General features: G+C 37.0%; 20 protein-coding genes and 6 pseudogenes. 19 read left to right on the forward strand and 7 right to left on the reverse strand.

The annotated features are described in order from the left end of the window. Window positions 1-125: 125 nt before the first annotated feature. The 3 genes from lptF to BTN50_RS12300 all read left to right on the forward strand — a co-directional run bounded on the left by lptF (window position 126) and on the right by BTN50_RS12300 (window position 3,024). On the forward strand, window positions 126-1,226 hold the full coding sequence (gene lptF / locus BTN50_RS05320) for an LPS export ABC transporter permease LptF (protein WP_096619294.1): 1,101 nt from the start codon (window positions 126-128) through the stop codon (window positions 1,224-1,226). Further along, complete coding sequence (lptG, locus tag BTN50_RS05325; RefSeq protein WP_096619295.1) at window positions 1,226-2,299, forward strand: LPS export ABC transporter permease LptG; 1,074 nt, start codon at window positions 1,226-1,228, stop codon at window positions 2,297-2,299. The genes lptF and lptG overlap by 1 nt, the downstream gene beginning before the upstream one ends. A gap of 470 nt (window positions 2,300-2,769) precedes the next feature. Next, window positions 2,770-3,024: a toxin-antitoxin system HicB family antitoxin gene (locus tag BTN50_RS12300; RefSeq protein WP_096619296.1), complete on the forward strand. Its 255-nt coding sequence runs from the start codon at window positions 2,770-2,772 to the stop codon at window positions 3,022-3,024. A 748-nt stretch (window positions 3,025-3,772) separates the two neighbouring features. Here BTN50_RS12300 and BTN50_RS05335 read toward each other — a convergent pair. The 3 genes from BTN50_RS05335 to BTN50_RS11705 are packed head-to-tail and all read right to left on the reverse strand — an operon-like array spanning window position 3,773 to window position 5,689. Further along, window positions 3,773-4,234 carry a 3'-5' exonuclease gene (locus BTN50_RS05335; protein ID WP_335582446.1) on the reverse strand — a complete coding sequence of 154 codons (462 nt, stop codon included), beginning with the start codon at window positions 4,232-4,234 and terminating at the stop codon, window positions 3,773-3,775. Further along, a complete protein-coding gene (locus BTN50_RS05340; RefSeq protein WP_096619298.1) occupies window positions 4,216-5,493 on the reverse strand; it encodes a UvrD-helicase domain-containing protein in 1,278 nt (425 codons plus the stop codon). The genes BTN50_RS05335 and BTN50_RS05340 overlap by 19 nt, the downstream gene beginning before the upstream one ends. A gap of 34 nt (window positions 5,494-5,527) precedes the next feature. After that, complete coding sequence (locus BTN50_RS11705; RefSeq protein WP_161492960.1) at window positions 5,528-5,689, reverse strand: UvrD-helicase domain-containing protein; 162 nt, start codon at window positions 5,687-5,689, stop codon at window positions 5,528-5,530. 1,091 nt (window positions 5,690-6,780) lie between these two features. Between BTN50_RS11705 and BTN50_RS11790 the strand changes: the two genes are divergently transcribed. After that, a complete protein-coding gene (locus BTN50_RS11790) occupies window positions 6,781-6,912 on the forward strand; it encodes a hypothetical protein (protein ID WP_256386965.1) in 132 nt (43 codons plus the stop codon). Here BTN50_RS11790 and BTN50_RS10440 read toward each other — a convergent pair. Then, window positions 6,907-7,653, reverse strand: a pseudogene (locus tag BTN50_RS10440) (IS5 family transposase); the annotation flags it as partial. The gene BTN50_RS11790 and the pseudogene BTN50_RS10440 sit on opposite strands and share 6 nt — an antisense overlap. 84 nt (window positions 7,654-7,737) lie before the next feature. On the opposite strand from BTN50_RS10440, the pseudogene BTN50_RS09470 reads away from it, so the two are divergent. Then, a pseudogene (locus BTN50_RS09470) lies at window positions 7,738-7,905 on the forward strand (IS5/IS1182 family transposase); the annotation flags it as partial. Window positions 7,906-8,016: 111 nt separating this feature from the next. On the opposite strand, the gene ispB reads toward BTN50_RS09470, so the two are convergent. Beyond that, window positions 8,017-8,988 (reverse strand): octaprenyl diphosphate synthase, encoded by a 972-nt coding sequence (gene ispB, locus BTN50_RS05355; RefSeq protein ID WP_096619300.1) that lies wholly within the window; start codon window positions 8,986-8,988, stop codon window positions 8,017-8,019. Window positions 8,989-9,253: 265 nt separating this feature from the next. Here ispB and rplU point away from each other — a divergent pair, with 265 nt between their 5' ends. The 14 genes and pseudogenes from rplU (at window position 9,254) to tcdA (ending at window position 22,442) form a co-directional block, all read left to right on the forward strand. After that, window positions 9,254-9,565 (forward strand): 50S ribosomal protein L21, encoded by a 312-nt coding sequence (gene rplU / locus BTN50_RS05360; protein ID WP_096619301.1) that lies wholly within the window; start codon window positions 9,254-9,256, stop codon window positions 9,563-9,565. Window positions 9,566-9,582: 17 nt separating this feature from the next. Beyond that, window positions 9,583-9,840 carry a 50S ribosomal protein L27 gene (gene rpmA / locus BTN50_RS05365; RefSeq protein ID WP_096619302.1) on the forward strand — a complete coding sequence of 86 codons (258 nt, stop codon included), beginning with the start codon at window positions 9,583-9,585 and terminating at the stop codon, window positions 9,838-9,840. Window positions 9,841-10,092: 252 nt separating this feature from the next. Next, window positions 10,093-10,969, forward strand: a pseudogene (locus BTN50_RS05370) (IS5 family transposase); the annotation flags it as partial. Window positions 10,970-11,065: 96 nt separating this feature from the next. Then, complete coding sequence (gene cgtA, locus BTN50_RS05375) at window positions 11,066-12,178, forward strand: Obg family GTPase CgtA (RefSeq protein ID WP_096619303.1); 1,113 nt, start codon at window positions 11,066-11,068, stop codon at window positions 12,176-12,178. 216 nt (window positions 12,179-12,394) lie between these two features. Then, window positions 12,395-12,463 (forward strand): annotated as a pseudogene (locus BTN50_RS12305) (hypothetical protein); the annotation flags it as partial. Window positions 12,464-12,669: 206 nt separating this feature from the next. Further along, the gene (locus BTN50_RS12310; RefSeq protein ID WP_096619304.1) at window positions 12,670-13,035 is read left to right on the forward strand and encodes an IS1 family transposase; all 366 of its coding nucleotides are present in this window, start codon (window positions 12,670-12,672) and stop codon (window positions 13,033-13,035) included. Between the two features lie 857 nt (window positions 13,036-13,892). Continuing rightward, a pseudogene (locus tag BTN50_RS05390) lies at window positions 13,893-14,807 on the forward strand (IS5 family transposase). Between the two features lie 495 nt (window positions 14,808-15,302). Continuing rightward, a complete protein-coding gene (locus tag BTN50_RS05395) occupies window positions 15,303-15,797 on the forward strand; it encodes a SoxR reducing system RseC family protein (RefSeq protein ID WP_096619305.1) in 495 nt (164 codons plus the stop codon). 66 nt (window positions 15,798-15,863) lie between these two features. Continuing rightward, window positions 15,864-17,663, forward strand: coding sequence for a translation elongation factor 4 (lepA, locus tag BTN50_RS05400; RefSeq protein WP_096619306.1), 1,800 nt, complete (start codon window positions 15,864-15,866; stop codon window positions 17,661-17,663). 15 nt (window positions 17,664-17,678) lie between these two features. Beyond that, complete coding sequence (lepB, locus tag BTN50_RS05405; RefSeq protein ID WP_096619307.1) at window positions 17,679-18,569, forward strand: signal peptidase I; 891 nt, start codon at window positions 17,679-17,681, stop codon at window positions 18,567-18,569. 11 nt (window positions 18,570-18,580) lie between these two features. Continuing rightward, the gene (rnc, locus tag BTN50_RS05410) at window positions 18,581-19,255 is read left to right on the forward strand and encodes a ribonuclease III (protein ID WP_096619308.1); all 675 of its coding nucleotides are present in this window, start codon (window positions 18,581-18,583) and stop codon (window positions 19,253-19,255) included. Continuing rightward, window positions 19,252-20,166, forward strand: coding sequence for a GTPase Era (gene era, locus BTN50_RS05415; RefSeq protein ID WP_096619309.1), 915 nt, complete (start codon window positions 19,252-19,254; stop codon window positions 20,164-20,166). The genes rnc and era overlap by 4 nt, the downstream gene beginning before the upstream one ends. 447 nt (window positions 20,167-20,613) lie before the next feature. Next, window positions 20,614-21,501 (forward strand): annotated as a pseudogene (locus BTN50_RS05420) (IS5 family transposase). Window positions 21,502-21,638: 137 nt separating this feature from the next. Continuing rightward, window positions 21,639-22,442 carry a tRNA cyclic N6-threonylcarbamoyladenosine(37) synthase TcdA gene (gene tcdA / locus BTN50_RS05425; protein WP_096619540.1) on the forward strand — a complete coding sequence of 268 codons (804 nt, stop codon included), beginning with the start codon at window positions 21,639-21,641 and terminating at the stop codon, window positions 22,440-22,442. Between the two features lie 91 nt (window positions 22,443-22,533). Here the strand turns inward: tcdA and phaC are convergent, their stop codons facing one another. Both phaC and BTN50_RS05435 read right to left on the reverse strand, forming a co-directional pair. Beyond that, the gene (gene phaC, locus BTN50_RS05430; protein ID WP_096619310.1) at window positions 22,534-24,342 is read right to left on the reverse strand and encodes a class I poly(R)-hydroxyalkanoic acid synthase; all 1,809 of its coding nucleotides are present in this window, start codon (window positions 24,340-24,342) and stop codon (window positions 22,534-22,536) included. A 60-nt stretch (window positions 24,343-24,402) separates the two neighbouring features. Continuing rightward, entirely contained in the window at window positions 24,403-24,750 is a 348-nt protein-coding gene (locus BTN50_RS05435; protein WP_096619311.1) for a phasin family protein, read from the reverse strand. Between the last annotated feature and the right edge of the window lie 6 nt (window positions 24,751-24,756).

A 24,756-nucleotide genomic window follows, 5' to 3' on the forward strand; every position in this document is an offset into this window, starting at 1 on the left:
GAATTTATATGTGAGATAAATTGAAATAAGCAGGCCAACACTTGGCCGGAAAGTTAAAAATAATCAATTGATCAAAAGCTATAGCGATTCGAGTTAAAAAACAAGTTTTCTAAAGGTAAAATTTTGTGATTATTGTTCGGTATTTGATCCGAGAGACAGTGAAAACGCAACTAGCGGTACTATTTATACTATTTTTAGTTTTTTTTAGTCAGAAATTCATTCGTGTGTTAGCTAATGCTACAGCTGGTTCAATTCCAGGTAATGAAGTGTTAATGTTGGTTGGTTTTTATATGCCATCGATGGCTATGTTGATATTGCCGTTAAGTCTTTATATCGGAATATTAATCACTTTTGGACGTCTTTATGCCGGAAGTGAGATTATCGTTATGAATGCAACAGGGATTGGCAATAAGTTTTTGATCCGTGCGGCATTGTATCTTGCACTTCTTACGGGTACGGTTGCTGCATTTAATGCGCTTTGGTTGGCGCCTTGGGCTAATAATAAAGAAATCAATGTGATGGCAAGCCTAGAAGTGGAAAATGGTCTTGCATTATTAGTTAAAGGCCAGATCCAGTCTTCATCAGATGGCGAAGCTGTTGTCTATGTGGGTGATATTACTGGGAACGGTAAAGATCTCCATAATGTATTTATTGCGCGGCATGTCCTACGAGGAACAATACGCCCAAATGTCGTGGTTGCAGAGAAAGGTTATGTCTCGGAATTGCCGGACGGCAGACAAGTACTCGATCTGAGTACTGGAAGCCGCTATGAAGGAGCTCCAACGAGTTTGGATTATACCATAACGAATTACGAAAATTATCAGGTCTTGATCGGACAGCGTAAAGTTAGGCTGAAGTACCGTGATTGGAATACTGTGCCAACGCAACAATTATTCAACGAAAAATCAGCGCAAGCGCAAGCTGAACTTCAATGGCGAATTTCGATGGTACTATGTATTCCATTGATGACTATGATTGTTGTGCCATTATCGTCAGTGAATCAACGCCAGGGTAGTTTTGCAAAACTATTTCCTGCAGTACTTATCTATCTAGCTTATTTTTTAGCAATAAGTGCTGCAAAATCAGCAATCGAAGAAGGGAAACTGATACCTGATATTGGGCTTTGGGGTATCAATATGGCGGCAGTGTTCGTAGCTATAATGCTTATTAGCTGGGACAGCTTGCTATTGCGAAAATTTAAGTGTCGGTTTAGAAGGCCATCCTAATATTTAAAATTTTAGATCTTTACATTGGGCGAACCATTATTGCGACGACATCATTGTGTTTATCAACGCTGGTGGGGTTGTCCGCAATTATTAAGTTTGTCGAACAACTACGCTCTGTCGGTGATGGTATTTTTACCATGACAACGGCAGTTCAATATGTTCTTTTAAGTATGCCACGTGACATCGAAATGTTTTTCCCTATGGCAGTATTATTAGGGGCTTTGATTGGGCTTGGTACCTTAGCATCAAGTTCTGAGCTTATTGTTATGCAAGCATCAGGCTTTTCGAAACTAAATATTGGTCTGTCCGTGTTAAAAACGGCAATGCCACTTATGTTAATGGTATTAGTATTAGGGCAATGGGGCGCACCAGAAGCACAACAATCTGCGCGTGAATTACGCACATTTGCTAAATCTGGTGGCACTATTATGCTAGATCGCAATGGCGTCTGGGCGAAAGATGGATATGATTTCATTTATATTGCGCGCACCAACCACAAGGAATCATTGATAGGAGTTAATATTTGGAAATTCGATGAAAAGCAGCAATTAAAAGAACTAGTTTTTGCTAAAAGTGGTGCTTTTTTAAGTAAAAACAGTTGGATGTTAGATCAGGTAACTATTACGCATTTTAGTGATCCTATAAACTTGAATAAAATCAAACAGGATAAATTGGTATGGTATACAACATTGACGCCAGAAAAATTGTCTATTGTAACAGTAAAATCAGAAGAACTTTCACTTGCCGGTGTGTATAGCTATGTGAAGTATTTGAAAGCATCAAAGCAAGATGCTTCTCGTTATGAATTAGCACTTTGGCGTAAAGTTTTTCAGCCACTGTCTATTGGTATTATGATGTTACTAGCGTTAAGTTTTGTGTTCGGACCACTTCGTTCTGTAACTATGGGGGAGAGGGTACTGTCGGGTGTAATTTTTGGCTTTGGTTTCTATATTTCCAATGAAGTATTTGGACCATTAACTTTAGTGTACCATTTACCACCTTTCTTTGGTGCTATTGCACCGAGTTTGGTATTGATTGGTGTGACTCTTTATTTGCTGAATCGAAAGCTCTAGATGCAGGCTATGTATCTATTAGAGTAGGCCTAAAAAATATACTTTACCTCCAAGTGATTATTGTGGCTACCATTGATGTTAAGTGCTATTTTATAGTGAAATTCATTCATAGGCTTGAATATTGAAGTGAACCTAGCTGCTTACAGTGCAGAGTGATAATTTAGTTTTCTGATTTAAGGAACAAAGTCATTTTAGCTTGTTTGTTAATGCATAAATAGTGAGGGAATGATAATTGTAGGTGAGCAAGCTTAAAAATACTAGTTTAACTGTGAAAGCTGTTGTAATGAGGTTTTGCTGCTAATTAAAGTCCAGTTAATAAATTTCAACACAATGAACTATTAGACAATTGTTTTAGGCATACTTAATTCTACCAACTTTTTACATGATGTTATCATTGCGTAAATTTAGCTGATCTGAACATGGTAATACCTTAGGATCACTGTCCTTTCAGTAGTTTCTTAACTCAAACTATTACTTCTGAACAAGAAGGTAGAGAGCCTAAAAAATTAGTTTCCGGTCAAACGAATCTTAGAATGGGAATTGATAGGCATCTTGAAATATCTCGATTTGCAGAAGCAAGTGGCAAGAGTATGAACGAGGTTATCCTTAAAGCCATTGATGAAGTTATTAAAAAAGTAAGTTGGCTTTACTGGAGGAATATAAAAATAAATTCCACCAAAGACAATTCTTTTGGCAGAATAGCTCATCAAGTATCAGTTTTTTAGAGGTGCTCTAAGCCTGAGCTACGTGCTTTATGATGTTATGATTCGGAGAAAGGGTGGTTAGTCAGAAACACTTAGGCGCGGAAATTCCTTCAACCAGGTTTCATTTATGTCTAGAGTCCTGATATCGATTTATTCCAATTAATCGTATCGAGATATTCATTAATATCTATAATCCCAATAATATTCTCGTGCAGTTGAGTTACTTAGATATAATATTGTTGATGGTGTAGAAGTCTTTTATGGTTTCGTAATTGTTCATTTACATTCTTTTTTTGAACAACTATAGAATTCTTCATATTTCCCTGTTCGTTTTCTTGTAGGTGACCCACATTTCTGACACTTATATGTTGAGGCAAAGAATTTTTTATAATTGCATCTTAATCTACCATCTGATTTTTGTTTTAGAACCTTGTTACAAAAAAGACAAGTGTACTGGTATGGGTTTACGCAATCCTTGTTGATGCATTGTTTGTATCTTTTTGGCAAACATTACATGTATTTGTTCCATTAGCTTTGCTATAATCGCATTCCTCGTTAATACAGTCATGAAAACTATTCTTTTTTACCCATAAGCATCCACATGAAATACAACCATTATAAAGTTCGCCACAATATTGGCTTCTCGAGCATGCGTAAAAAATATTACCAGTTTTCTTGTTAGTTCTCTTGTTTAAATCACCCCCCCAGATTTAGAGCAGGATTGAGTGGCATAGAAAAGAGATTGAGCAATATAGCTCTTATCGACATATTATTTGTCGGTTAAGAGCTCATTAATGAAAGTAGAAGGGGAGTCATACTCAGTTAAGAAAAAGCATCTTTTTTTAGCCCTTGTAATAACTACATAAAACAACCTTCTTTTTTCTGCATGAGGATAATCATCATCGCTTAATGAAAATGCTTTCTCTATTCTAGTGCTGGGTATTAGTGATGGAATACCTGGGGAACTGTTTATTACTTCGGGTATTATTACATAATAAGCCTCAAGACCTTTTGAGTTGTGTATGCTCATTTTACTCACAGCGTGGTTCGAAGAGAGTTCTTTGATTTCTCTCATTGATAAATAAAACCCTAACTTGTTTCTTTCAAGGATTAATACACTTGCCACTGGGGGGATCTTTGTTAATAGCTTTTTAATAGTATTCTTGTAATTCTCTTTATTAACACAAACTATTTCGACCGATGCCTCATTTGTTACCTTGAGAGTTGAAATGTTTTTTTATACTGTAATGGGTTTTGTGTAATGAACTTTGAAGCGAGATCACAAAGGTTGTTATCAAATCTAAAAGTCTTATCAAGGGTAATTATGCTACAAGATCTAATAAGTGAATCAAAGTGAACAGTATAGGCTAAATCTGATCCCGCAAAATGGTTAATTGCCTGCCAGTCATCGCCAACACAAAACAAACTTGACTCATGTGCTTGATCTCTTAGGTTTTGAATAAGTTCAGCTCTTTTAGGAGATATATCTTGAAACTTATCAACTAGAATATACTTCCAAGAAGGAGAGAATTTTAAGTCAGAGACATACTTTAAACCCTTAATAATCATATCATCAAAGGTATATAGATCTCTTTCTCTGAGTGCGGTTTTGTATACTTCAAGGATTGTCCAGATGGTTTTGGTTATACTGAGGGCTTCATGTTCACGATATTCTCTCTGAAGTAATTCCAATACTTTTTCTCTGGCAACGTCATTGGATCTAATCTTGGAAATTGCATTTACAAACTCTTTACCAAGAGCGGTTCTTTTCTCTAGAAGATTGATATTATCAAAGATTTTGCTTTTATCAATATCTTCAAATACTACTTCATTTTCGATTAGCTTTTGTTCTAAGTTACTTGTTAAATTACCTTTTTGATCTTCATAGTGAAAATTTTTAATTAACACTGAACCTTGGGTCTCGTGAATATTTCTCTTTTGTTGAATGTTATGATTATATGCTTCTTTATTAACACCGGGGTGAGTGTTTTGGTTTCTATTGATACCAAAGTGTTCGAGAAAAATATGTTTGCTCTTAATATAGAAGTCGGGAGTATATTTAAATTCAATGTTAGCGCCTGTTATTTTTGAGTAGTCTGGTTCGTATTCATAATCAACTCCTTTCAGGTAAAGAAAGTTTGCTATGGTTAGTTCTCCATAGCTTTTAATGAGATAACCTTTTAATGTACGTAGATTTTGTTTCTCTATATATCTTTTATACTCATCACTAGACCTTATTTCATTGATTTCAGGCTCCGGATAATAGGTAGAGTTATAAGCATGTAGAAATGGAGTTTGAAAAGTAGGGTCTTTTAGAAGTAAGTCATTAATTATATCATCAATGATTTTAATATATAGTTTTTCATCTCCACAGTGTTTCGAGATGGAGTGTGGTCTATCATGAACCTTGTTGTAAATAAAATTCTCGATAGAGTGAAAGGTGCTAATATGACAAGCCTCAATATTAAGTATATCTCCCAGCTTTTCAATAAGCCTCTCTTTTAGCTCTCTAGCTGCATCGGCATTAAAAGCAAGCGTCCATTACTTCTTGTGGCTTTGCAAGGCCAGATTTCAGAAGATATCCCAAACGAGCAATCATTACTGATGTTTTGCCCAATCCAGCCCCTGCTAGCACTAATGTGTTTGCTTCATCACTAACATACGCTTCTCTTTGTTCTTGAGTCAAGGGATTGCTTTTAACTTTATCAAAGTAATTTTTGAACGTTAGAATCTGATTTGATTGGACTTTAAGGTTAAACTCTATCCGCTCACTTTCAAGAATATTATCAATAAGAGATTGATCTACTTGGGATCGAATGTGATGAAAAATTGTTGGAAATTTGATCTTTTCATTGTTTCTAATAAAACTGGCAGGGTTTTGATGAAAGTGCGTTCTTTTTAGAGCTTCTTTAATTTCATTCTTTAAATTGAGAGTATCAACGAGCTTTTCTATGCAGCTATTTAGTGATGCTTTTCGAAAGAATATTTTTTTTCGTGAAATAAACTCGTTTTTACTTCAACCTCTTTAAAAAACAGAAGTTTACGATTTATTGAGAATATGTCTTCACTTAATGATATTATAGATTATGATAACTTAAATGTTAATATATAAATAAGGTAGTCTTTTGCGCAGAACGCTAAAATAATTAGCTCTAAAGTAGAAGAAAGTAGAAAAACAGCTCAAGACAATCAAACAAACATTGTTTGGAGAGTTTTAAGAGATTCAAAAATTTAACCCAATATTTACGTTTAATGTCCTGTAATTTACTGTAATGTTGAGCGAAAAGAATTAGCTAAGTATTGGAAACTCGAGTGTTACTAATTATAAATGTTTAGACATAAAAAAGCCAGTCGTAAGATCGGTTTTGTTTTAAATAGCTGGGAATATTTATAATAACTGGCTTTATTGCCTAAATTAAGGAACTAAATTTTCAATTGACACTCTAAACAGATAGGTTAACTGAAATATTCAGGTCTATGAATAAGCTTCGCTACAAAATAATTAGCTGGGAGCAGTATAATTAAGCTTTCATCAATCGTGGCTTACTAACGTTATGTATTAATGAAGAAGTCATTTAGTTCTGGAATTAAACTAAGCAAGATAAGCATTGGAGACTTCGTTTATTTAGCGGCTTAGCCATAGGATGGTCCTCATGGTTAAGCGCGGAGTTTTAATGCTTTTGAGAGGTCGGCAAAAATTAATTAATTCTGTGTGTTACGCTTGCTTAGCCGGCATTATCATGCCCCCACTATTAATGCATCAGCAAGCGAATCAAAATGATTAATATCACGTTCAAAATGAAGAATAAAGGAATGATCCAATACTTAGCCATTAATTTTATGGGACTCATAGTCTACGGTGCAGATGAATGGACTTTGTTCTCTAATTGGAGCATTGTGTTATCTTAAGCTTAATGTCCCTCTCAGTAGTTTTTTGACTTGAAACATTACCGTCTTTGATAGGGAATGTTTATGGCAATTATACATCATTTTTAAAAATTGCTTTTTTCTTGGTGATATGAGTGGAACAGCTCGTTTAATACGAACAGTTTCGTGACATTGTTTGGTGTCGTAAGCACATTGGCTGATGTTTCGTTGATTTTCAGCGGGTCTGTTTGAGTAAGTAAGTAGCACTTCGCCATCAGTCAGATTTGATGCCTTAACTCAGCAGTAATAATTTTATGCCTATTTATATCTACCGCTAAATATAACTTACGCCAGACTCGCCGTTTTCATCAGTACCATGCTTTTTACTTTCCATTCTCCTTCATCGCAGACTTTGAGCCGTAGAATAAATGGCTAAGTGCGGGGTGGTTCTTTTATTCTTCTTCTTGAACGTGACGTTAACCGTTTTGGTTAACTTGCTAATGCATGAATAGTAAGGGTATGACAATGGCAGTTGAGCAAATTTGAAACAGAATTAAGGAGTTCTTGCAGACCTTACATTGGCATTGAAAATACGCATTTAACCATGAGGGCCGTCGTAATGGCTAAGTCGCTAAATAAATGAAGTCTCCCATGATTACCCTGCTTAGTTTGATTCCAGAACTGAATGACTTCTTCATCAATACATAATTTTAGTTAGCCACGGTTGATTAAAGCTTGATTATACTGTTCCCAGTTAGTTATTTTGTAGCGAAGATTATTTATAGACCTGAATATTTAAGTAAGCTTAACTGTTTAGAGTGTTGATTAAAGATTTAGTTCCCTTATTTAGGAAATACAGCCAGTAATCATAAACGTTTGCTAGTAGAGACAGCAATGGCTCGAGTTAAAAAACTACTGAGAGGCACATTGAGTCTAAGGAGTAAGACAACTCAAATTAGTAAAATCTACGCCATGATAAAAACGTTACATAAGCTGACAGGACTAGGTATGCCTAAAACAAAAGCGATTTTTTAATAGTGAATCATGAGGGCATTTACTATCTGAGCTTGAATTAGGAAATAAAGCTTTGTGGTTAGCAGCTTTTTTAATGAAAAAAGTCTTTAAAAGAATACGTGTGTGGAAAGGTTATTTCTTGCGTTTGACTGTAATATAGGCAAGTCCTTTGAGTGCTTCTTTATAGTCTGATTCGGGAATTGGTGCTAGTGCTAGTATTGCTTTCTTTGCTTCTTCTTCTGCACGCTGTTGCGTGTATTCGAGTGATCCTAATTGTTTCATGCAGTCGAGCATCTGATCAAGTTTATCTAGTCCGTTTGCTTGTTTGATTACTTCACGAATCATGGAAACTTGATCGTCATTACCATGTCTCATTGCGTGGAGAAGTGGTAATGTTGGTTTGCCTTCAGCAAGGTCATCACCCGGGTTTTTACCCATCTCATCGCCTTGAGATGTATAATCCATAATATCATCGATTAACTGGAAGGCTGTACCTAAATAACGGCCATAATCTTGCATTGCTCTTTCAATGTTATTGGGTGAATTAGTTAGGATAGCGCCAATTTGTGTTGCAGCTTCGAACAGACGCGCCGTTTTAGAATAGATAATCTGCATGTAACTAGCTTCAGTAGTATCTGGGTCATTACAGTTAATTAACTGCAACACTTCACCTTCTACAATGACATTGGTTGCTAGACTCATAAGATCAAGGATCTTTAAGCATCTAAGTTCTGTCATCATCTGAAAAGAGCGTGTGTATATATAGTCACCGACTAGTACACTGGCAGCATTACCAAACATAACATTTGCAGTAGCTTTACCACGGCGAAACTCTGATTTATCGATAACATCATCATGAAGTAAGGTCGCGGTATGAATGAATTCAATAAAAGCTGCTGCTGTACAGTGGCCTTCACCTTGATAATCGAGTGCTCTTGCAGAAAGTACCGCCAATGTTGGACGTAGACGTTTGCCGCGACCACTGACGATATAAAAACCAAGTTGGTTGATCAGTGCTACTTCAGAGCTCAGTTGAGCAAGTATTTTTTTATCCACTTTTGCCATGTCGTCGGCAGTAAGTACTTGGATGGTATGAAAATCCATTAATGCGTCCGTTCCAAGAATTGAATGCAGTATCCTGCTGTTATTTTTGCGATGATATTACACTAAATAGTATTTCTCTATACAGAGTCTATTATGAAAAAAATATAGGAAGATTAGCTGAATAAATTTTCACGATTGTCTTTGAATACCCTCTTGTTAGTTGATTAGTTTTGCCGTAAAATTTACAAAATATTGTTAAATTAAATGCATTCTTAACTGTACGATTTATATACGTAATAAGCTGTGCAGGAATGCGGAGAATATCATGTACACAGTTTTCCAAAGCGGTGGTAAACAACACCGTGTTATTGAAGGTCAAACTATACGCTTGGAAAAGCTAGACACTGAGGCTGGCTCAACTGTTGAATTTGATGCAATTCTGTTGGTAGCTAATAGTGAAAACGTTGCTACGGGTGCACCATTCGTAGTCGGAGGTAAAGTCACTGCAGAAGTGGTTACCCATGGACGTGGTGACAAAATGAAGATTATTAAGTTCCGTCGTCGTAAGCATTCTCGTAAGCAAATGGGCCACCGTCAATGGTTCACTGAAGTTAAAATCACTGGTATCACTGCTTAATATAGGAGAAAAAATAAATGGCACATAAAAAAGCTGGTGGTTCTACACGTAACGGGCGTGATTCAGAGAGTAAACGCCTTGGTATTAAGCGTTTCGGTGGTGAATATGTATCTGCAGGAAATATTATTGTTCGTCAACGTGGCACTAAGTTCCACGCTGGAATTAACGTTGGTTGTGGCAAAGACCACACTCTTTTTGCTCTGTCTGATGGTAAAGTGAAATTTGGAGTGAAAGGTCCTAAAAATTGTAAATTCGTTAGTATCAATATTGAATAATAACTCTCTGTTCTAATGTAAAAGTCCTGCTTCACGGCTGGACTTTTTCGTTGTGCACATAAGTAACTTTAACACTGAATGTTTAGCTTAAAATCATTTATAAATATTGGCCTTAGAGATAAATCAGGAGCTATTTGTGGACTTCTATAAATATGTAATGTTTCCTAAATCAGGGCACTTAAAGATTAATCTACACTTTAAACAGCTAAGTTTACTGAAGTATTCAGGTTTATGAATAAGCTTAGCTAATAAATAACTAAGTGGAAGCAGTATCATTAAGCTTTAAAGAATCATAGTTCACTAATACTTTGGATTGATGAAGAAACCATTCAGTTATGAAATTAAACTAAATAAGGTAATCGTGGGAAACTCTAGTTTATTTAGCGACTTATCCATTGTGATAACTTTCATGATTAAACGCGTATTTTCAATGCATTGAAAAACTTTTAAGAATTCATTCTGTGTGTAAACTTGCTCAACTGCCATTGTCACACCCTCACAATTCATGCACGATAAGCGAGCTAAAGTAGTTCAAATTGCATTCAAGACGAAGATTAAAGGAACCATTCCGCACTTCGCCATTGATTCTACGGGGCTCAAAGTCTACGGTGAAAGAGAATAAAAAGTAAAAAACCTAGCACTGACGGTAAACGTCAAGTTTAGTGTGCGTTATATTTAGAGGTAGATATAAATGCGCATGAAATCATTACTAATGAGTTAAGTTCATCAAATGTGACTAACGGTGAAGTGCTACCTAATATACTCAAACAGACCCGCCGAAGAGTCAAGGAAATATTAGGCGATGGAGCTTACGACACAAGACTATGTTATGAACTTGTTTGTATTAAACGTGCCATTCCATGCACCCCATCAAAAAAAACAACTTTTAGAAACGAAATTATCTGCGTAATTTAGTGGTGAGTTACCAGGAGTTCAACGGTTTGAATCAGCATTGTAAAACGAGGTGTGATTACCAGAAATGTTCCCTCTAAGAGGCGGCAACGTTGTGAGTTAAAAGCTGCTCGGTTGTGCATTAAGCCTAAGGAATTATAATACCCAGATCAGCTAAACTTATGTCATGATAAAAAAGTTTAATAAGCTAACAGGACTAGGTATGCCTACAACTAAGAGAACGTTTAATAATTTAACATATTGGGAGTGTCTATTTGCATTCAAATTAGGAAACAAAACCTATATTTTGGTGAAGTAGAGTTTGGAGAAAAAGATGAAATTTATAGATGAAGCAGTGATCCGCGTTGTAGCGGGAGACGGTGGTAATGGTATTATCAGTTTTCGTCGTGAAAAATATGAATCAAAAGGCGGTCCTGATGGAGGTGATGGAGGTGATGGAGGTGATGTATACCTGCTAGCAGATGAAAACCTGAACACGCTGGTTGATTTTCGCTTTGAATCTTACCACACAGCACTTCGCGGCGACAATGGTCGTGGTGGTAACTGCACTGGTAAACGTGGTGATGATTCGGTGCTTAAAGTGCCTGTTGGTACACGTGCTGTTGATGAAGATACTAGTGAAGTAATAGCGGACCTTACCCAACATGACATGAAGATTATGGTGGCAAAAGGGGGCTGGCATGGATTAGGCAATACCAGATTTAAATCATCTGTGAACCGTGCACCACGTCAAAAGTCTACGGGAACTAAAGGCGAATTTCGTCACTTACGTCTTGAACTACTTCTGCTGGCAGATGTAGGGCTGCTGGGCTTACCTAACGCAGGTAAATCAACTTTCATTCGAGCCATATCTGCAGCGAAACCTAAAGTAGCTGACTACCCGTTTACAACTTTGGTTCCTAATCTAGGAGTTGTGCGTGTTGCCCAAGATAAGAGCTTTATTGTTGCTGACATCCCTGGTTTAATCGAGGGTGCGGCAGAAGGAGTGGGTCTTGGTATTCACTTTTTGAAGCATCTTGAGCGTTGTCGTGTGTTGTTACACATCATTGATCTAATGCCGGTAGATGGCTCCAATCTCGTAGATAATGCACTTACGATTATCAAAGAGGTACAATGTTACAGTGAAAAACTTGCACATAAACCTTGTTGGATTGTGTTCAATAAGATGGATTTGTTGTCAGAAACAGATACTAAAATTCAAATTAAACGTACACTAGAGGCATTGGGTTGGAATGAATCTTACTACACCATCTCTGCTATCAATAAAAATAACACACAGCAGTTAACCTTCGCTTTGATGGAATTAATTGATACAATGTCATCTGATCTTGTTAAACAATCAAGAAAAGAAACGAAAATTGCATTTAAGTGGGATGATTACCACGAAGATGACTATGATGTAGAAATAATTACCGCCCATAAGTAACTTAAGTGATAAAATTGCCAGTTATGTACTTCATAGATTGAACTTAGTGTAATGTATCTATTTTTTGCAAAGTAATTATTGTGACTGTCATTTATTTTTCGTGCTGTTTTTGCTAGTAAATAAATGTGTCCAAAAAATATAATAGATTAGAGTAGACAGAAATGCAACTATAGCAAGTAATATTGTTGAATCTTTTAGCTTAAATATACCTATAAAGCTAATCAGCCAGATATCAAAGAGCATATTGTTAAATTTACAATGAATAATATGGGGATTCGTGATTAGACTCAAGTGTTACACATCAATATTAATAAAGTTATTTGTGTTTTAAAAACTTGAAAATTACTGTGTAGCCACGCTGCTGCTGTACGTGCATGAATATCTAGATTAAAAAAAGTTATTGCTGACGTATTTAATGACTGTTAAAAATAATATTTATATATTTTTCAATTATTTACCAAGATCCTAAGTTACGTTATAATGTGCAGATAATGTATAATGGATACGACACTCTTTCCGAGAATAATCACATTGTTGACAATCCCCATATGCAAAACATTGAGAAGAATAATGTAACCCTTCGCACTCGCTTTAAACGACTCAATAAAAAACGAATAGCTGCTCAAAATCAACGTACATGCATGATAAAGTCATTGGACATTAAATTAACACGAGTATTACCTGTGAAGCATAAGCAACTTATTGAATACATAACTATAGCGTTGGTGTCTACCATGACCTATTGCATATTTTTGAACTGTATTTGTTTGCTAACAAGAAAAGGACTTCACATCAACGGTAGCTATAATAATTACTCCGTAAAAAGTGGATACATCATGCTCAGCATAATCTATTGAATACAGAACCGGAATTATTATTGATATCAATAATAAGGAAAAGACGTTCAAATGAACGAGCTCTTTACTTATTACGCGCTGGTTGAACGCATATAAAATAGTAATAAGTAGGAGTTTAAATTTTTGGTAATCAAATATCCAAATAAAGTGTGCAGTCTAATTTTACGCTATGTTCATAAATAGAGGTGATGTCCCGGATGTGGTTCAAGAAGTCTGCATCAAAGTGTATTGTGTGTTGTCGGATTTTCGCTAAAAAATTTTCACTAAGAAAGTATTTTTTATTCATGATTGTATCGTATGGAGGTAAATAAAACTAAATATTATTTAGTTGCGCAGGAAAGATGTCTTCAACCCAGTAATATTGATGCGGAAGCAGCTATACACTATGAAAATATGGGTGCATGAAAAAATTTCACTTTTGAAAATCTTATGTTATCAGAGCAATTAAAATCAATCGTTTTTAGTATAATGCAAAAATTATGGATTGCTTAGTAGGTGTGGTATATTAGCGTATTTTTCGTGTCAAAAAAGCGGTGGATGAGCGTTTTCGTAGATTGATGAGCCACTAGCTAATAGCCTGTTTAACAGCAGTGAAATAGATGAAATGATTGCAAACGCTTTAATGTTCAGCATACTTAGTTTGTCAGCTGATTTAACGCTTTGCTCATACGTAGGTTCAGCTAATATAAGTTGTGTGATTCCTTAGGCTTAATGACTCTCCTAGTAATTTTTTAACTCGTCTCATTGCTGTTTCTGCTAGAAAATGTTTATGGTAATCGGCTTTATTTTTTTAAATCATGGAACTAAATTTTTAGGCAACACTCTAAATAATTAGGCTCACTTCAATATTAAGGCATATAAATAATTTTCGTTATAAAACAACTAGCTGGAAGCAGTAAATACAGCTTTAATCAATCGTGGCTTACTAATATTCTGGATTAATGAAGAAGCTATTCAGCTATGGAAGCAGACTAAGCAGAGTAATCATGAGAGACCTCATTTCGTTAGTGACTTAGCCATTGCGACGGTTCTCATGGTTAAATGTGTATTTTCAATGCCATTGATAGGTTTGCAAGGATTCATTAATTCTATTTTTAAACTTGTTTAACTGCCATTATTATGCTTTCACTATTCATGCCTGAGCAAGCGAGCTAAAACGGTTAATGTCACGTTCAGGATGAAGAATAAAGGAAGCACTCAGCACTTAGCCATTGATTTTACAGGGTTGAAAGCCTACGGTGTAGGATAATGGAAGTAAAAAAGCATGGTACTGATGAAAAACGGTGAGTCTGATGTAAGTTACATCTAGCGGTAGATATAAACACGCATGAAATCATTGCTGCTGAGTTAAGTACATCAAATGTGCCTGACGGTGAAGTTCTACCTAGTTTACTTAAAGAGACCACTGAAAAATTAATGAAATATCAATTGATGGTGCTTACGACACCAAGCAATATGGCGAAACCGTTCGTATTAAACGATCAGTTTTACTCATACCACCAAGAAAAGGAACAATTTTTTTGGAACGAGGTCATCTTTGTAATTTAGCGGGTCAGTTATTAGAAGTGATACGATTTCCATCAGCATTGAAAACGAGATATGGTTATCATAAACATTCTCTATCAAAACGGTAATGATTTTGAATCAAAAACTACTTAGAGAGACATGTGCCTAAAGGATTATAATGTTCAGATTGGTTCAACCTACGCTATGATAGAGTGTCAAATAAGCTGATAGGGCTATATATGCCTAAAATGAAAGTGAGCGTTTAATCGTTCATCATACTGAAGCCGCTATTTAAACTTGGATTAGGAAACAAAATCTTAAAGTACATGAATGTGAGCATTTTTATTAGTTATTACACAGATCCATATTATCTACCTTGCAACCATAATGCAATTTCATTGCATGAGAGCAAATACGTGAAGCAAGTTTGCCGTTCGATTTGATGAAAGTATTTTAAAAAATGGCGCATATTATGCTTATATACTATGGATTGACTCAAATATTAATTTGTGTGTGCGTACCGATTTGTTAAATTATTAGCGGAAGAGAACACACTGTTCGTGTGTGAACAACTAGTATATAAAGGTAATATTACCCTTCACCACCGTGTGCCGGATAATAATGAAACTATGACTGTTGGTAATGTCTCTCCGGCAACTGCAAAAAAAGTGGCATAGTCTGTACGTCCGATTCTCGTAGCAGACGCTGTAGTAATTAAAGAGGCCAGAACATAAATCATACTATATTGAGGAGCAAGAATAATGATTACAGTGTTAGCTGAAACCATTGGTGGAGGTGATGGCTACCTTATCGTTCGTTGTCAGCAGAAAACCAGTTGTGGAAGTTGTGCATCGAAAAATTTTTGTGGAACAGGTGTTGTTAGCAATACTTTTTCAGAAAAAATTCTTAATATTAGAGTACCTTTTGCTTTATTTGTTTCTGAGGGAACCATGGTGGAAATTGGTTTTGAAGAGCAAACCATTCTGAAATTTGCCGCTATTGTTTATATATTTCCTTTATTTTTTATGATTGTGGGTGCATGTATTGGTCAACTTTTTGCAATATTAATGGCAAGTAGTGAAGGCATTGTAATTTTATCTTTCATATCTGCTGGTGGAATAGGTGTTATTATAGCACACTATTTTTCACATAAATTGGAACGAGATACAAGAACGATAGCTAAGCTTATTCATGTCTTCGAGGCATCTGTTATGGAGACTGTGACAATAAATGCCACAACTGAGGATAGCGACTAGTCATTAATTTCGGTAGAATCACGTCACTTGATCTATTTAGTTACAAACGAACTAGTCACACTATTTATGAAGCACATTCGAAATTTTTCAATTATTGCTCACATTGATCACGGTAAGTCAACATTATCAGACCGTCTCATTCAGCTTTGTGGTGGTCTTTCAGACCGTGAAATGGCAGCACAAGTTTTGGATTCTATGGATTTGGAACGCGAACGCGGTATCACTATTAAAGCACAGAGTGTGACGCTGAATTACACAGCAAATGATGGGGAAACCTATCAGTTAAACTTCATTGACACTCCAGGACATGTAGATTTTTCATATGAAGTATCACGTTCCTTGGCGGCCTGTGAAGGTGCTTTGCTGGTAGTGGACGCAAGTCAGGGTGTAGAAGCTCAAACATTGGCTAATTATTACACGGCCATTGAAATGGACCTTGAAGTGATTCCTATTCTGAATAAAGTTGATTTATCTGCTGCTGATCCAGATCGAGTTGCGGCAGAAATCGAAAACATTCTTGGCATTAATGCTGCGGAAGCTGTTCGTTGTTCAGCGAAAACAGGTTGGGGCATTAATCTCGTTCTTGAAGATATAGTGAAAAATATTCCTGCTCCGGAAGGTGACCCAGAAGAACCTTTACAAGCCTTGATCATTGATTCATGGTTTGATAACTACCTAGGTGTTGTCGCCTTGGTTCGTATTAAACATGGTAGACTTAAGAAAGGAGATAAGATAAAGGCTATGGCAATGAGTCAGGTTTGGAGGGTTGATCGCATTGGTATCTTCACGCCCAAACAAAAAGATACCCCAAGTTTATGTACTGGCGAAGTTGGTTGGGTTGTTTGTGGTATCAAAGATATTTTAGGTGCACCTGTTGGTGATACACTGACTCATGCAAAAAATGGTGCACAAACTGCATTACCTGGGTTTAAGAAGGTGAAGCCTCAAGTTTATGCCGGTTTATTCCCAATCTCTTCAGATGATTACGAAAATTTTTGTGTGGCGCTGAGTAAATTAAGTTTAAACGATGCATCATTGTTCTATGAACCAGAAAGTTCTGCTGCACTAGGTTTTGGTTTTCGTTGTGGCTTCCTTGGCATGTTACACATGGAAATAATTCAAGAACGTTTAGAGCGTGAATACAATTTAGCATTGATCACTACAGCACCAACTGTAGTATATCAAGTCCAGAAAACGAATGGTAATATTTTATATATAGATAATCCTTCTAAATTACCAGCGATTAATGATATTGCGACCATAGGTGAACCTATTGCACGCTGTTATATTTTGGTTCCTTCAAAATTTATTGGCAGCATTATTATGCTGTGTATTGAAAAGCGTGGTACACAGATAGACATGGTTTACCACGAAAAGCAAGTTGCTTTGACCTATGATATTCCGCTGGGAGAAGTTGTATTGGACTTCTTTGATTGTCTTAAGTCGACATCACGCGGTTATGCATCACTGGATTACAACTTCCAACGTTATGAAACCTCGAATATGGTGCGTATAGATGTATTGTTACATGGCAATATAGTGGATGCGTTGGCGATCATCACGCACAAAGAACACGCACAAAATCGTGGACGTGATTTGGTTGAGAAGATGAAAGAGTATATTCCTCGTCAACAGTTCGATATTGCAATTCAAGCTGCAATCGGTACACATATTATTGCGCGTTCTACTGTTAAAAAATTGCGAAAGAACGTTATTGCTAAGTGTTATGGTGGCGATATCAGCCGTAAAAAAAAATTACTACAGAAGCAAAAAGATGGTAAGAAACGCATGAAGCGGATAGGTAACATAGAACTTTCTTCAGAAGCATTCCTTGCGATCTTGCATGTAGGCAAGGATAAATACTAAAAGTTAGGGAGCATTATGGCAAATATTTTTTCTCTGGTTTTGGTGCTGGTCACCTTATTGACTGGGGTCATCTGGGCACTGGATAGATTCAGATGGGCTCAGCAACGCATTAAAAAAGCTACACAAACGCTGAACTCGGAGAGGAGTGAGTTAAGTGCCGCACAAGTTGCATCGCAGCCTATTTGGATTGAAATGGCCGTTTCAGTGTTCCCTGTTATTGGTTTTGTTTTGGTTCTGCGTTCATTTATTTACGAGCCATTCCAAATTCCTTCTGGCTCTATGATGCCTACATTGCTTGCGGGTGACTTCATTTGGGTGGAAAAATTTGCTTATGGCATAAAAGATCCTATTTTTCGTCATAAATTAATTGAGACTGGTAAACCCAAGCGTGGAGATGTGGTAGTGTTTAAGTACCCGCCACAGCCAAGCTTGGACTTCATTAAACGTGTGGTTGGCCTTCCAGATGACATAGTTCGTTATAGTGAAAATAAGCGCCTTTGTATTCAAAGTAAAGGTGAAGCAACCTGTGAGTTGGTGAAAATGGGTGACGTTCACGAAAACTCATTTACTCAGCACGGTGTTAGTTTAATTCAAGCACAAGAGCTGTTTGATGAAGTACCACACCAAATTTTAGTTAACCCCTATGCTCCAAATCAATCTGCGCAGTATTACCCGCAACCGGGCTTGAATGAGTGGATCGTTCCCGAAGGTCAGTACTTTGTTATGGGTGATAACCGTGACAACAGTAGGGACAGCCGTTTCTGGGGATTTGTTCCTGAGGCGAATTTAGTTGGCAAGGCAGTAGGTATATGGACCAGTTTTGAATTTAATGATCAGGGCTATGGTTTCTTACCTTCATGGGTACCTGTTAGTGTGCGTTTTCATCGTATCGGCGGCATTGATTAACTTGGAATAACATGACAATACCAACACATAAATTACAGCGTCGCATAGCTTATGAATTTCGTAATATTATGCTACTAAGTCTTGCTTTAACTCATCGAAGTGCAAGTGGTCACCATAATGAACGTTTAGAGTTTTTGGGGGACTCTATTTTGAGCTTCGTTGTGGCTGATAATCTTTACCATCGTTTCCCGAACGTTGATGAAGGTGACATGAGTCGTATGCGTGCAACCTTAGTTCGTGGTAATACTTTAGCTGAGCTAGGTCGAGAATTTAAGCTAGGTAATGTTCTGAAATTAGGGCAAGGTGAATTAAAAAGCGGGGGCTCTAGTCGTAATTCTATTCTTGCTGATGCAGTTGAAGCGATCATTGGCGCTATCTATCTTGACAGTGATCTGGAAACAGTCCGTGAAACTATCCTGGGTTGGTACAAAGAACGTCTAGAGACCATTATGCCGGGTACTAATCAGAAAGATCCAAAAACACTATTGCAGGAATGCCTTCAAGGGCGGCATAAGCCATTACCCGTCTATGATATAACTCAAGTGGATGGAGAAGCGCACAACCAGCGATTTACTGTTGAATGTAGAATCGCAGGTCTGGAACGCCCTGTCGTAGGTAAAGGCAGCAATCGTCGTAAAGCAGAACAAGAGGCTGCAGAACGAGCATTAGAGAGGCTGGACTCATGACAGACTCGTATCAAATTCACCACAGTGGTTTCATTTCTATAGTTGGTCGCCCTAACGTGGGTAAGTCAACGCTCCTTAACCGTTTGGTTGGGCAGAAACTATCTATTACCTCGCGTAAACCTCAAACCACTCGCCACCGCATTATGGGTGTTGATACTCATGATAGTTATCAGGCGATGTACGTAGACACTCCAGGACTTCACATTGAAAAAAAACGCACGATTAATCGCTTAATGAACCGTACTGCGACAAGTGCATTGACAGGCGTTGAGCTGGTACTGTTCTTAGTGGACGGAACTCAGTGGACCGAAGATGATCAAATGGTGCTTAATAAGTTGAAGAAGTCAGGCCTTCCAACGGTTCTGTTAGTCAACAAAGTTGACAACATTCGTGAAAAAGGGAAGTTATTTCCACATTTACAGGCGTTGAGTGAGAAAATGGATTTCATCGATATTGTGCCTGTTTCAGCAAAAAAAGGCACCAATGTCGACGTAATTAAAAAGTTGGTACGTGATTCGCTACCAGAAGGTGAGTGGTATTTCCCGAAGGAGTATGTTACTGACCGTTCACAGCGTTTTATGGCGTCTGAAATTATTCGTGAAAAATTAATGCGTTTTTTGGGTGATGAATTGCCATATGCTGTAACCGTAGAAATTGAGCGTTTTGATTACAATTCAGATACTAATGGCTTTAAAATTAATGGATTGATTTTGGTTGAACGCAATGGACAAAAACGTATGATTATTGGCAAAGGTGGCGATAAAATTAAAATTATTGGTCGTGAAGCTCGCTTAGACATGGAAACAATGTTTGAACGTAAAGTTTATCTTGAATTGTGGATTAAAGTGAAATCTGGTTGGGCAGATGACGTATGTGCCTTGCGCGGTCTTGGCTATATTGATGATCTTTGATCGAAGATATGCGAAATAAGACAGAAGCAACATGGAAGATATGCAAAGTTATTGTGTTTTGTACTCGTATTTTTACAGTAAAATCAACTTTATTGTGGGTGCTCTTAGTGAAAATCATGGATAAGTTAGCTTGATGACCGAAGGAATTTTGTTTCCTAATTTGCATTCAGATAGTAAATCCCCACATAATTCACTATTAGACAACCGCTGTCGTATTAGATTTACCTAGTCTTGTCAGCTTATTTAACGCTTTATCATGGTGTCGGTTTAACTAATTTGAGTTGTACGACTCCTTAGGCTCAAGGTCCCTCCAAGTGATTTTTTGAATCGTACCATTGCTGTCTCTGCTCGAGAGCGTTTATGGTGACTGGCTTTATTTCCTAAATAAAGGAATAAAAATTTCACTCAACACTCTAAACAGTTAGGTTTACTTAAATGTTCAGGTCTATGAATAATTTTCACGGCAAAACAACTAACTGGAAGCAGCATAATCAAGCTTTAATCAATAGTGGCTTACTAACATTCTGGATTGATGAAGAAGCTATTCCGCTATGGAATCAAACTAAGTAGGGTAATGATGGGAGATTTTGTTTATTTAGCGATTTAGCCATTACGATGGCTCTTATGTTAAATGCGTATTTTAATGCCATTGAGCAGTTTGCCAAAATTTATTAATTTTGTTTTCAAACTTGCTCAACTGCCGTTGTCATGCCCTCACTATTCATGCATGAGCAAGCGAATTAAAATGGTTGACGTCCCGTTCAAAATGAAAAAAAAAGGAAGCATCCAGTATTTATCTATTGATTTTACGGGTTAAAAGTCTACGGTGAAGGAGAATAGAAAGTAAAAAAGCATGGTACGAATGGGAAACGGCGAGTCTAACGTAAGTTACATTTAGCGGTAGATATAAATATGCATCAAATGTGATTGGCTATAAGGTGCTACCTAACTTACTAAAACAGACCCGTCGAAAAATCAATAAAATATTAGCCAATAGTGCTTATAACATTAGACAATGTTACGAAATAATTTGTATTAAACGAGCGGCATCACTTATACCATCAAGAAAAAAATAATTTTTTGGAAACGATGTCATCCGCATTATTTAGCGGTTTATTACCAAAAATTATATGGTTCAAATGAGCATAGAAAAACGAGGTATGGTTACCATCAATGTCTCCTATCAGAGACGGTAATGTCTCGAGTCAAAAACTACTAAGAGGGACATTGAGTTTAAGAGATCATAATGCTCAGGTTAGCGAAACTCACGCCGTGATAAAAGCGTTAAATAAGTTGACTGGACTAGGTATGCCCAAAACAAAAGCGATTGTTTAATAGTGAATCATTTTGGGATTTATTATCTGAACTCATATTTGGAATAAAGCTTATAAAACGATGAACATGGACATTTTTGTGTTAAACGTGTATGAATGATAGTCCATATGTATAAACCTAAAACTGAACAATTAAGTATGTCTACTGTTATATTACCTGCTTCAAAAAGTTATCAGCAACGTTTTGATGGTACACGTCGTTTATATGGCATGTCTAAACTGGAAATTTTAAGGCAATCTCATGTATGTGTGATTGGTATCGGTGGTGTTGGATCTTGGGCCGTAGAAGCATTGGCTAGAAGCGGTGTGGGCGCACTAACTTTGATTGATATGGATGATATATGTGTGACGAATATTAATCGTCAAATCCATGCAATGTCTGGCACCATTGGTCAAAGCAAAATCGCAGTAATGTCAGATCGTGTTCGTTTGATTAACCCTGATTGTAGTGTGCAGTTGATTGATGATTTTATTTCTGAAGAAAATATTTCTGAGTATATTACTAAAGAATTTGATTATGTTTTAGATGCCATTGATAGCCTCAAACCTAAAACCGCACTGATTGCATACTGTAAGCGAAATAAGATTAAGATTATTACTGTCGGAGGTACTGGAGGTCAGCTTGATCCGACCCAAATTCAAGTAGCAGATCTTACTAAAACAATTCAGGATCCTTTGGCGGCTAAGTTACGTAATAAGTTGCGTCGGTTCCATAATTTTACAAAAATTCCAGGCCGTACATTTGGTGTCGATTGTGTGTTTTCTACAGAGCGGCTAAAATACCTGCAACCTGATGGTAGCGTGTGTGAAATTAAAGTTCCTGTGGAAGGATATAAGCGAATGAATTGCAACAGTGGATTTGGTACGGCAGCCATGGTAACGGCCACATTTGGTTTTATTGCGGTATCTCGCATTATGATAAAGTTGATAATGCAGAAATAAGTGTATTAGACGCAGAGCAAAATAACATAACTGAAAAAAAGCCACTCAGTTAAGTGGCCTCTTATTTTGCATTATTGAAATGATGCTTATATTAAACGTTTGTTTTAGTTTGGGCTACTTTGGTTTCTTTCATTTCAAATGGAAGCCTCTGCTTTACGTATTTGCCTGGTGCAATAAAAAGAACAGGAAAGTTTTCAGAACCCTGTGAACATGGCTCAATTTGTTCTTTTGGACAGTAGGTTTTTAACCATTTATTCCAGTGTGGCCACCATGAGCCTGTGTTGTGCTTTGCAGCATTCAACCATTGTTCGGCTGATTCACATAACTCTGGATTTATCCAAAAGCCATATTTATTTTTACTTGGGTGATTCACGATACCTCCAATGTGTCCTGATTCACCTAACACAAAGGTCTTACTGCCATTTAAATTTAGTGCGCCACAGTAAGTCCCTTGCCATAGCGCAATATGGTCTTCTTTAGTTGAGATAAAATAGGTAGGGATTTTGATTTTATTTAAATCGATCCATACACCACCTATTTTTACGCCTTTCTCTTTGACTAAACGATTATTTAGGTAAAGTTCACGTAACATGAAATTATGAGTAGCAGCTGTAATATTGATGCTATCACTGTTCCAGTAAAGGAGATCAAAATTGACAGGACTATTCCCTTTGAGATAGTTGTCGATGTAGTAATTCCAATATAGGTTATTTTCACGCAGTAGGTTAAATGTTACGTTTAATGAGCGCCCATCCATGTAACCACGCTCGTTATTTTGTGTTTCTATAGCGCTAATAATATTTTCATTAATATATATTCCCACTTCGCCAGGTTGTGCAAAGTCAAGGATCGTCGTGAGGAACGTGGCTGATTTAATACGTGTTTTCATGCGTTTTGCCGCATAGTAAGCGACAGTGCTAGCCAATAGAGTGCCGCCTATACAGTAACCTGCAGCATTGATTTGTGATTGTCCTGTGATGTCTTCAATAGCAGATACTGCTTTAACGACACCTTCAGTAACATAATCACTAAATTCTACATTTTTTTGTTCAATACCAGGATTGCGCCACGACATTATGAATACAGTGTGGCCTTGCTCGACTAACCAACGCATCATTGAGTTATTTTCACGAAGATCCAGAATATAGTACTTGTTGACGAAAGGTGGCACTATGAGTAATGGTATTGCGTTTACTTTTTTTGTCATTGGACGATATTGGATTAGTTCAAATAGCTCATTTTGATACACTACATCACCTGGAGTGCTCGCAATGTCCTCGCCAATACGAAATGCATCGTTGTTTGTCATTCTGATTTTGAGGATGTCTGAACTTGACTCAAGATCTTCTTGAAATTGTTTGAGACCTTGAATTAAGTTTTTACCATTTTTTTCAAGCGTTAAGCGAAATAACTCCGGGTTTGTTCCAATGAAATTACTTGGAGACATAGCATTAATGACTTGACGCGAAAAAAAGGTTAAGCGTTCTTTGGCTTTTTTATCTAGGCCGTCAACTGCGTCGATGGTTTCAAGTAATGTACGGCTAAACAAAAGGTAGGATTGTTTTATAAAGTTGTAAAGAACTTCATCTTGCCAACCTTTGTCTTGGAAGCGTTTATCGTCTTTTTCTGGGGCAACGATTTCTTCACTATTTGTAGCGAGAGTAATATTTTGCCAAATTTGTAGCTGCTTTTCCCACCACTGTATTTGAATGTGTAACATTGTAGCAGGTTGATTTGCGGCATTTTCAAGAAACTGAGTTGTATCATCGATACTTATTTTTTTCATTGCGTGGTTCAGGGGGGTGTTTACGGCTGCCTTGCCTTGCTCAAAATCCTGCCACCATTGCTGGTTACTTTCTTGGAGTTTTACAAGGTAGTCCGAGAAGAAGCTCTGAAACATGTGTAAACCCTCTTTATCGGAAACGATACCGCCCTCTTTAAAAGAGGGCGTTAACCTTGGTTAAGCTGGAGTAGCAGCTTTGAGATTTTCAGTTGCTAGTTGCTCAAGATCGTCTTTGAATTCTTTAGCTACTGCTTGCAATTTGGCACTGTCATCCATCATATACTGAGATAGCTTCGTCATTGCTGTAAGTTGTTGGCTGGCGTATGAAGTTAGAGAAGTTACGTCTGTAACGCTGCTTGCTGCTTTAACTTGTGCTAAGCCCATTTCACTGTAGGTGCGAACTGCATTTAGTTGCAGTTCAGTAAGCATTTCAACGGTTTTTGCTACCATTTTATTGAATTTTACATAAGGTGCCAGAGTTTTTTCAGCTTGCTCTGAAAATGTTTTAAACACATCTGTATACATGGTGTA

Origin of the sequence: Candidatus Enterovibrio altilux, assembly GCF_002381345.1 — a bacterium.
GTDB classification, from domain to species: domain Bacteria; phylum Pseudomonadota; class Gammaproteobacteria; order Enterobacterales; family Vibrionaceae; genus Enterovibrio; species Enterovibrio altilux.